General features: G+C 62.7%; 10 protein-coding genes and 1 tRNA gene. 3 read left to right on the top strand and 8 right to left on the bottom strand.

Features of this window, described 5'->3' with window-relative positions; genetic code table 11:
* Positions 1 to 48: 48 nt before the first annotated feature.
* From ABWP84_RS17145 to ABWP84_RS17130, 4 genes are all read right to left on the bottom strand, one after another.
* Positions 49 to 999, bottom strand: coding sequence for a hypothetical protein (locus tag ABWP84_RS17145; protein WP_353213245.1), 951 nt, complete (start codon positions 997 to 999; stop codon positions 49 to 51).
* An 801-nt stretch (positions 1,000 to 1,800) separates the two neighbouring features.
* Positions 1,801 to 3,159, bottom strand: coding sequence for an amidase (locus tag ABWP84_RS17140; RefSeq protein ID WP_353213244.1), 1,359 nt, complete (start codon positions 3,157 to 3,159; stop codon positions 1,801 to 1,803).
* Entirely contained in the window at positions 3,156 to 3,923 is a 768-nt protein-coding gene (locus ABWP84_RS17135) for a cyclase family protein (RefSeq protein WP_353213243.1), read from the bottom strand. Before ABWP84_RS17135 ends, ABWP84_RS17140 begins: the two co-directional genes overlap by 4 nt.
* A 1-nt stretch (position 3,924) precedes the next feature.
* Positions 3,925 to 4,953 carry a GHMP kinase gene (locus ABWP84_RS17130; protein ID WP_353213242.1) on the bottom strand — a complete coding sequence of 343 codons (1,029 nt, stop codon included), beginning with the start codon at positions 4,951 to 4,953 and terminating at the stop codon, positions 3,925 to 3,927.
* 742 nt (positions 4,954 to 5,695) lie between these two features.
* Between ABWP84_RS17130 and ABWP84_RS17125 the strand changes: the two genes are divergently transcribed.
* A complete protein-coding gene (locus ABWP84_RS17125; RefSeq protein WP_353213241.1) occupies positions 5,696 to 5,899 on the top strand; it encodes a cold-shock protein in 204 nt (67 codons plus the stop codon).
* A 112-nt stretch (positions 5,900 to 6,011) separates the two neighbouring features.
* On the opposite strand, the gene ABWP84_RS17120 is transcribed toward ABWP84_RS17125, so the two are convergent.
* Positions 6,012 to 6,896, bottom strand: a complete 885-nt coding sequence (locus ABWP84_RS17120) for an N-formylglutamate amidohydrolase (RefSeq protein WP_353213240.1) — start codon at positions 6,894 to 6,896, stop codon at positions 6,012 to 6,014.
* 90 nt (positions 6,897 to 6,986) lie between these two features.
* On the opposite strand from ABWP84_RS17120, the gene ABWP84_RS17115 reads away from it, so the two are divergent.
* Positions 6,987 to 7,058 (top strand) — tRNA-Val (locus tag ABWP84_RS17115).
* A gap of 236 nt (positions 7,059 to 7,294) precedes the next feature.
* Here ABWP84_RS17115 and ABWP84_RS17110 read toward each other — a convergent pair.
* From ABWP84_RS17110 to ABWP84_RS17100, 3 genes are all read right to left on the bottom strand, one after another.
* Positions 7,295 to 7,597, bottom strand: a complete 303-nt coding sequence (locus tag ABWP84_RS17110; protein ID WP_353213239.1) for a hypothetical protein — start codon at positions 7,595 to 7,597, stop codon at positions 7,295 to 7,297.
* Between the two features lie 530 nt (positions 7,598 to 8,127).
* Complete coding sequence (locus tag ABWP84_RS17105) at positions 8,128 to 8,442, bottom strand: hypothetical protein (RefSeq protein WP_353213238.1); 315 nt, start codon at positions 8,440 to 8,442, stop codon at positions 8,128 to 8,130.
* Between the two features lie 95 nt (positions 8,443 to 8,537).
* Positions 8,538 to 8,714, bottom strand: a complete 177-nt coding sequence (locus ABWP84_RS17100; RefSeq protein ID WP_353213237.1) for an NHLP leader peptide family RiPP precursor — start codon at positions 8,712 to 8,714, stop codon at positions 8,538 to 8,540.
* Here ABWP84_RS17100 and ABWP84_RS17095 point away from each other — a divergent pair.
* On the top strand, positions 8,640 to 8,852 hold the full coding sequence (locus ABWP84_RS17095) for a hypothetical protein (protein WP_353213246.1): 213 nt from the start codon (positions 8,640 to 8,642) through the stop codon (positions 8,850 to 8,852). The two genes, ABWP84_RS17100 and ABWP84_RS17095, sit on opposite strands and share 75 nt — an antisense overlap.
* Positions 8,853 to 8,926 lie beyond the last annotated feature (74 nt).

The raw sequence follows: 8,926 nt of genomic DNA, 5'->3' as shown, positions 1-8,926 counted from the left end.
TCGGTAGAGCCTCTCAAGAGTTGAGGCCTCCGACAAACCCGGGGCGGTTCAATTGCCGCCATTGACGCGGAGAACGCCATTCACCTGATTGGTGTTGGTCACATTCAGCGCCACGGTCGAGCCAGAGGTCACCTGGACGGTGCCGGAACCGGTGACGTTCAGGGCGGTCATGCCACCGAAGCCAGCGGCGCTGCCCGCGGTGTTCAAGTCAACGTTGTCGCTGGCGCTGATATTGACGGTTTCGATATTGTTGACCGTTGCACCGCCGGGGATAGAGGTCAGCGAGGAGGTGAAGATGCTCAGCGTGTCATTGCCAGCGCCGCCATTGAGGCTATCGCCTGAGGTCCAGGTGTCATTGCCGGAGGAGGTGCCGGCGGAGAAGGTGTCATTGGCCGATGTGCCGGTGAAGTTGTCGGTGTTGACAGTGAGCGTAAAGGCCGTGCCGGTGGCCGAATTGGCCAGGGCCGTGACCGAGGCGTTCGCCGAGGATATCGCGGTGGCGGCGGTGGCCTGGCTGTTCACATTGGTGACATAGGTGCGCGCGAGTGTGGCGGCGCCGCCACCGCCGGAGAGCGCCAGATTGGCGTCGGCATTCTGGGCGAGCTGGGTGCTGTAGGCATCCATCGCGACCAGCTTGGACTGGGCGGGGAGCTTATAGGCATCAGGCACATTGGTGGCGCCGAGGTAGCTCTTGAAGATCGTCCAGGCTGCGGTTTCGCGCGTGATGGTGCCATTGGAGATCAGGCTGCCCCAGGCCGTCTGCTCGAAGACCGAGGCGGTGAAGCCGAAGATGTTCTGGAAGATCTTGTTGACCAAGATCGAGGGGCTGTCACTGGTCTGATAGACGCCTTCTGCCAGGGCGGCGTTGTAGAAGGCCCCCTGCAGGGCTGCGGAAGGCTGTGAGCCGTTCAGCAGTGAGGCGGTGGAGGTGGCCCATTGGGTGTCGACATTGCGGCCGAGGAAGACCAGCGCGAGCTGCTGGGCAATTGCTGTTGACATGAAAATGTTCCTTATGGGTGGTTTAGTTTAAGAACTTGGTCGGATTGCTGCAGGCTCAGGATTCAGTTGGATGGCCTGATAGCGATGGCGGCCGTGCCCAAACCGGCAGAGACATCTGAGGAAGGGCGCCTGTTGAGCATGCAGTTGTCTCCGGGGTGAACGCGCATGGGACTCCGAACCAGGAAGCCGTGTGTGAGTTACTATACGTCACAGCGCAGACTGACAAGGCAAAAAAAACTGCCCATGGACCCATAAACACCAAATGTTGAAGTGATATTCCTTCGCTGCTGATGACATAAATTTGCGGTTTGGGCAGCGATATCCTTGCGTAACGTAATTAAATTGTGACGCGAATATATGTGAAATTTGCAGAGAATTTTGCGCGACAGGCGCTATAATTTCCAGGGCTATAAAGTCCAAAGCTTAATCGACGATATTGGCATGTACGAGAGTTTGCGATAAAATATATAATGCCAAAGAATTAAGTTTGGGGCGTGTTTATGATATTTATTCGATGAAATGAAATATGAAAGACAATTGGGGTATTGAATTCGGTAAATTTCAGAGTAAATTTAGACACCTAAAAAATACAAATTGGCCCCATCCGGCATCCGCCAAGGCCCAGCATGGGCTCCGCTGCGCCTGCTCAGGCACCGGCGCAATGGCGGTTCAGATGGCCAAGCCGCTCCAGCAGTCGCGCTGAATGCAAAGACGGTACAACGACGCCCGGCAGAGACAAAAATCCTTTGCCAGCTCTTCGCCAATCCCCTTTTGGGTCAATTTCCGATGCCGCAAAATGCGTCAGTCGGGCGCCAGCCGAGGCCATGGCGAGGCCCGCTCAAAGGCCTCGCCCAAATCCAGCAGCGCCTCTTCGGGCATGCGCGCGGCCACCAATTGCAGCCCAGCCGGCAGCCCCCCCGGCGCCACCGGCATGGGCAGCACGAGTGCGGCCAGCCCGGCGCAGTTGATCGCCGTGGAGAAGACCGAGGCGGTCTTGCCTGTCGTCGCCTGGCCGTTGATCTGGACTGGGAAGGGCTCGCGCTTGGGCCAGGCCCGCGAGGGCGAGGCGGGGGTGGCGATGATGTCAAAGCCGGCCAGCGCATCCGCCACCCGCCAGCGGAAGGCGGTTAACGCGTCGATCGCCTGGACATGCTGCACCGCGCTGCGGGCCAGGCCGGCCTTCACCGCGGCGGCCACATTGGGCATGCAGGCCTGCTCCCAATCGGCGAAGGGGGAGAGGGCGCGGGCCGCGCCGCCGGCGGCGAGGGCGGCGAAAATCTCCGCCGCCTCATCCGAATCCCAGGGGCAGGGGACGTCTTCCAAGCGGTGGCCGAGCCCTTGCAGCACGGTGCAGGCCTGGGCGAAGGCGGCGGCCACGGCGGGGTCCATCGGCGCGCCGGGATAGGCGGAGACCACGCCGATGCGCAGCTGGGGCGGCACCATCATGGCCGCGACCGGGGCCGCGATGGCGGCAAATGCCAGCTTGAGATCGGCCACCGTGCGGGCGATGGGGCCGATCACCTGCAAATCATTGGTCAGGGTGGGGAAGCCGTGGCGCCGGGGCACCCGCCCGGCCGAGGGTTTCAGCCCCGCCACCCCGGCCAGGCCGGAGGGGCGGCGGATGGAGCCGCCGGAATCGGTGGCGATGGCCAGCGCCCCCAGCCCCGCCGCGATGGCCGAGACCGCGCCGCCGCTGGAGCCCCCGGAGGTGAGTTCCGGCGCCCATGGATTGCCGGTGGCGCCGAAGACCCGGTTGTCGGTATAGCCGGAGAGCGCCAATTCGGGCGTATTGGTCTTGCCCAGGATGACCGCGCCCAGCGCGCGCAGCCGCGCCACCGGCAGGTCATCCTCCGGCGCGACATAATCGGCATAAAGCGCGCTGCCCCAGGTGGCGCGCATGCCGCCGACATGGAGATTATCCTTCACCGTAATGGGCACGCCATCGAGCGGGCCGAGCGCCGTGCCAGCCGCCCAGCGCGCGGTGGAGGCCCCGGCCGCTGCACGGGCGCCAGGCTCATCGAGGGTGATGATGGCGTTCAGCCCCGGATTGACCGCGGCAATGCGCGCCAGCACCGCCTCCAGCACCGCAAGCGGCGTGGTGGCCTGGGTGGGGTAGAGCGCGCCCAATTCGGTGGCAGTTGCGGCCCAAAGCGGGCTCATTCGTCGAGCCAGGCCACGGCGCGCACCGGGCTGCCGGTGCCGCCCTTGATGCGAAGCGGGAAGCCGATGAAGCGGAAGCGGCCCTTGCCCACCACCTTGTCCAGGTTCACCACCCCCTCGTAATGGGTGAAGCCCATGTCGCGGCAGACGTGATGCACCTCGAAATTGTTGCGGCCCGGGCGGCCGGGGCTGACAGATTCCACGGTGAAGGCGGTGATGCCCTTGGCGCCGAGCCAGGTGGCGCTTTCCTTCGTCAGGCCCGGGAAGTCGGTGATATAGCCCTCGGTGCCGGCGGCGCGCTTGTAGAAGCCGGTGTAGAGCAGCACCGTATCCTTGGGCTGAATGGTGACGCCGGACGCTTTTTCCGCCGCTTCCAGATGCGCGATGGTGATGTCTGTGCGGTCTGGCACATGGGTGAGGTCGAGGCAGAGGGCTTGCGTGAAGAAGGTCTCCAGCGGCAATTCATCGATGGTCTTCGCACCGGGCTTTTCGTCGAAATGCACGGGGGCATCGACATGGGTGCCGCCATGGTCGCCGGTGTGCAGCACCATGGTGGCGGCGGAGAAGGTGTAGCCATCGGCCACGCGCTTCTCGTCATGGGTGCTGAAGGGATAGAGCTCGATGCTGGGGTGGTTGGGCAGGCGCTGCATCTTGTGGGTGATCTCGCGGGTCAGATCGATGAGTTTCAATGCAGTCTCCTGTGGATAGCGATTGTCGCGCGCCATATGGTTGGCGGCCCCGGCATGGAAGCGAAGTGATGCCATCTCATAGCCGCCACGCCGTGGCGCCCTCGGCGGTAAAGCGCACCGTTTCGGTCTTATAGCCGCGTTCGGCCAAGGCGGTGATCACCGCGCGGCGGCGCTCAAGCGGGGCGAGGAACATCACAAAGCCACCGCCACCCGCGCCTGAGACCTTGCCGGCCGTGGCGCCAGCCGCGCGTGCTGCCCTCAGCGCATCCTCGATCTGCGGGTTGGTGATGCCGCTGGCCATATCGCGCTTGCTCGACCAACCGGCATCGAGCGTGCGCGACACCTCGTCGAGATCGCCCTTCAGCAGGGCCCGCTTCATGGCCACCGCGGATTCCTTGAGCGCATGCATCGCCTCGATGGAGCGGCGCGAGCCCTGTTCAACATTGCGCGACTGCTCGGCGATGATGGTGGCGCTTTGGCGGCTGATACCGGTGAAGCAGAGGATGGTTTGTGCCTCCAGCTCGGCAATCACCTCGCGCTTGATGCGCAGCGGGTTGACGATGACGTTGTCGCTGCCGAAGAACTCCATGAAATTGAAGCCGCCAAAGGCTGCGGCGTATTGGTCCTGCCGCCCACCGGCCAGGGCCAGATCCTCGCGCTCGATTTGATAGGCGAGGTGGGCCAGGTCGTATTCGCCCAGCGGCAGGTCAAAAAGTTCCGTCATCGCCTGCAGCACGGCGACGACGAGGGTGGAGGAGGAACCCAAGCCTGAGCCCGCCGGCGCTTCGGAGAAGGTGGAGATTCGCAAGGGCGGCATCTCGCCGCCGAGGAAGTCACGCGTGACGCGATTATAGACGGCCTTATGCAGGTCGAGCATGCCATCAAAGGGCAGGGGGGCGCGGGCGGGCAGGCGCTGCCGGCGGTCAAGATCGTGGCTCTCGATCTCGACGGCATTGTCATCGGCCAGGGTGATGGAGGCGTAGATATAGCGGTCGATGGTGGCGTTCATCACCGCGCCGCCATGCAACTCCGTATACGGCGAGACATCGGTGCCGCCGCCGGCGAGGCCGAGGCGCAGCGGTGCGCGCGCGCGCGCGCGGGGCATGGCCCCCAGCCGGCCGTTCGGCCCTGAGGTTGCGGGGTGGGAATGGGCGGTGCTGTTGGTAATGGCGGCCTGCTGGGAACACTGTTCCTGACACATGATTCGATGCTGCGTCTGTCTTCAAGGCGCATCACCCATCCGCTCACCATGACGGCAAAAATTTTCTGCGGCAATGCTGGCGAGGCAGCCCCGGGGCGCGCATCAATAGGGTGTATGGGCAGAGACCCCGCCGGCGTGCGGCCCATACGCTGCAGCGACCTGCCGCAGAGCGAATCGGCGCGGCTGATGGCCATGGTGGCCAGCGCCAGGTGGCCCAGTGCCCGCAGGGCTGCTGTGCGTGCAGCGCGGGGCCGCGGCGGGCTGCCGGGGAGGGGGATGCGCCAGGCGAGCGCCTTTCCCTGCAGGCCGCCCCGGCCGCTGGATGGGTTTTGCCCCCCGCTTGGGTTGCGCCAATTTATTGATAAATCGAAACAAGACCGGCTTGCCTGGGGCGGGCGGCGGGTTGGGGAGATGAGGCTGGCCGGGTCGGGCGACAAAAAACTATCCTGGCGAGCGGTCACCCCGCCATCGTTTGTCAGCATGCCAGCCCCGCAAAATCAGGCTTTTACCGAGTGTTTGGCGGCAATCCCGGGCTTGTATGACGGGGGCCTTGCGGTCTGCTCACTATTTATTCAGCGGTCTTTGTTTGACTTTGGCGGCCCAATCTGCGCCCAGTAGTCCCAGCGTGACGAAGAGGATAACGCGAATGCCCGTCGGGACAGTTAAGTGGTTCAATGCTACCAAGGGTTTTGGGTTTATCACCCCCCCCAGCGGTGGCAAGGACGTCTTTGTGCACATCACTGCCGTGCAGAAGGCCGGGCTCCAGGGCCTGCAAGAGAATCAGAAGATCGAGTATGAGGTCGCGGTGGAACGCGGCAAGGAAGCGGCGATCAACCTCAAACCTGTTTGAGGCTGACCGTCTGAAGTGACTGGTTTAGGCGGCGCTTTTCGAAGTGCCGCCTAGCTGGTGCCCGCGCGGCCCAGCTTTGGCGGTTTTGTATCCGCCCGCACACCATAAGATCTTATCCCAAAAAACCCCAATCTGTCGTGATCAGCTTTGCGATCAGCCATGTGATATCGGCGCGCAGGCGTTCCATGCCCAGATGCGGTTCAATCCTTGCCTCATCCATATAGAGCGGTCGTGCCAGCTCCAGCTGCAGCACATGCACGCCCTCACGCGGGCGGCCATAATGGCGGGTGACATAGCCGCCGGCATAAGGATCATTGCGCTGGATACGATAACCGAAACTCGCCAGCGTGGTTTCCACCAGCCTTGTGGCCCGTGGCGCGCAGGTCGTGCCATGGGCATCGCCCAGCACCATGTCGGGCGGCGGGCCCTGCTGGCCGGGATGGGTGGGCATGGAGTGGCAATCCACCAATAGGCAATGGCCGAATTGATCCCGTGTTTCGGCGATGAGGGCGGAGAGCGCGGCGTGATAAGGCTGCCAGCAATGGCGCACCCGCCACTCGGCCTCGGTAAAGGGCAGCTTGCGGCGATAAATGCCCTCCCCCCCCGCCACCACGCGGGCGATGGTGCCCAAGCCCGCCCCTACGCGCGGGCTGGCGCTATTGACCCAGGCGGGCAGGGGGCTGTCGAACATCGCGGGGTCCAGCTCCCAGGCCTCGCGATTGGCATCGCAATAGGCACGGGGGAAGGTGGCGGCGAGCAGCGGCGCGCCAAGCTCGGGGGCGGCGCCGAAGAGTTCATCGACGAAGCTGTCCTCCGAGCGGCGCAGCGCCAGCGCATCCAGCCTGGCGGCGGCGACGAATTCGGCCGGGTAATCACGCCCTGAATGGGCGGAGGCGAAGATCACCGGGCTGAGCGCACGGACCGGGCGCAACAGCAGGAAAGCCGGCCTGGCTGTCTCGGGCGCCGCGGTTGCGAGGGGTGCGGGAGGCAAATCCATGATGCCCAGCGATAAGGCCATAGCGCGCGCCACATGTCACGCATGGGGTTGCGCCCAAGGCCGCGCACCGGTATGAAACTCCTACGGCCCGGGCGCGTAGCTCAGCGGTAGAGCATCGCCTTGACATGGCGGGGGCCACAGGTTCGATCCCTGTCGCGCCCATTCCGGGTTTTTCGTTGCATGGTGTTGGGGTAGGGCGTTTGGGTTAGCCAAAGAAGATGTAGTCTTGCCCTTCGATGGAGCCATAGCTTTGGTTTGGCACTTGGTCACGGGTCAGCGCTGAAAACGTGACCGAGGTGTCGATCAAGCCATTGCCGTCCAGGTCGCAATGCAGGCTCGCCCCGGTATATCCCGCGACCCCATCGCTCGCCTGCCACAGGAAAATGCTGACCCCAGGCTTATAGCCCCAGATGGTGAGCCGCTCGCCCGGCGCAAAATCGGTGATGGTGGTCCAGGTATGGGCGGTGGCGGCTTTGCCGGCCATCGAGAAAGAAGCGATCCAGCCCCGCGCCGCCGGTGAGGAAGTTGGAACCCAGGCCGCCATCGAGCACATCATTGCCCGCGCCGCCATCAATGGCATCATCGCTGGCATCGGCATTGATGAAATCCGCCCGCTCGGTGCCCAGCATGACGTCAGTGCCGGTGCTGCCCAGTTGCTGGTTCACCAACCCCAGCACGGGGCCGGCATAGAGATCGGGCATGAGGTAGCCGGGCGGGGCATCGCCGATTTTGGCGTTGAATATACATAAATAGAGGCAAGACGTGTCTGCGGCGTGAGGCAATGCCAGCCGTGCGGGCGTTTGTGCCCTTTCGGGTCAAGGATTGGGGTGAGCGGCGCAGGCTAACCACCTCCGCGCGCTCCTGCCTGCCGGTATGTGGTGCCGTTGTCATGGCTCTGGTTTGACCTGAGGGCGGCGATTCTGGCCGCGAAGGGTGCTGGTGGTGGGTGAGAATATTCAGTGCGAGGTGCGATAATCACATAGCGCGTTGATTTTATGGCACCAGCGAAGCATCAGCCTTAACCAAACCATTCTGGTCGACCTGATGTGGATCTGATGGTTGAGCCGCTCGCGGGCTACGGCCGCATACATGGTGCTGGGTTGCGTATCAGCCCGCAGGGCCGACTCCGACATTGGGGCTACCCTATGGCCCAGCCTTTGGCGCCGCTGATGTTCGAGCAGCCCCATCCAATCATTCATCGCGTCCTTGGCTGTGACCTAACCAACGATAATTATTCTCCTAGTTCTTTCCTGATTGTCCGAAGCACCTCACCGCGCATGTTCATCGCGGCCCTTATGTCAAATGGTGAATCTGAAATTACTTGGAAAAAACCCTTTCTGTTCACTTCGTAGAGCAGACGTGGATGCTTTTGCTGTATGTCTAGAGTCCAATCGATCTCTAATTCATCCAAAAGATTGGTAGTGAGGGAGACTTTCTCCCTCAACTGGTGCGGAACCTTCATGTCAGCTGCAGTGGTGTCAGCTTTGGCCTGGGCCACATCCTGCTGAGCTTCGGTGGTTGAGCCTGCTTCTTGCTTTTCAGGCATCGTATGCCCTTTGGGTTGTTCTATGTTGGAAACTATGCGGCCGGATTGGCGATCAGTGCTGCCTTGAAGGCAGGGTCACGCCATGCCTTCTGGATTTATTGCCGACCCCAAGGCAGGCAATAATACCTCCGACCCCCTGCCACACCGTCCAGCGCCTCCTCAGAAAGCTCATCGGTAGGGACTGGCGGCAGCACCAGATGGAACTGCTTGTCAGTGTTCTCCACAACTCTCACCGTCATGCCAGCCGGCAGATTGATGCCTTCAGCCTTCAACGCGGCGGCCGGGTTAGCGATCAGTTCCGCCTTGAAGGCGGGTCACGCCACGCCTTGGCGATGATCTTGGCGAATGCGGTGTCGGTCTCGGACATGAGCTATGCCTCGAGGCAAGTAAATCACATGGAAACCGCCTGAGTTTTCTTACGAGCACCACCCCCTGACACGCCATCGAGTGCTTCATTGAACCGCCCCGGGTTTGTCGGAGGCCT

The sequence above is a fragment of the Rhodovarius sp. genome, assembly GCF_040399605.1.
GTDB lineage: Bacteria > Pseudomonadota > Alphaproteobacteria > Acetobacterales > Acetobacteraceae > Rhodovarius > Rhodovarius crocodyli_A.
Note: the sequence above shows the minus strand (reverse complement) of the source record. Positions and strands in the feature narration are given on the sequence as shown.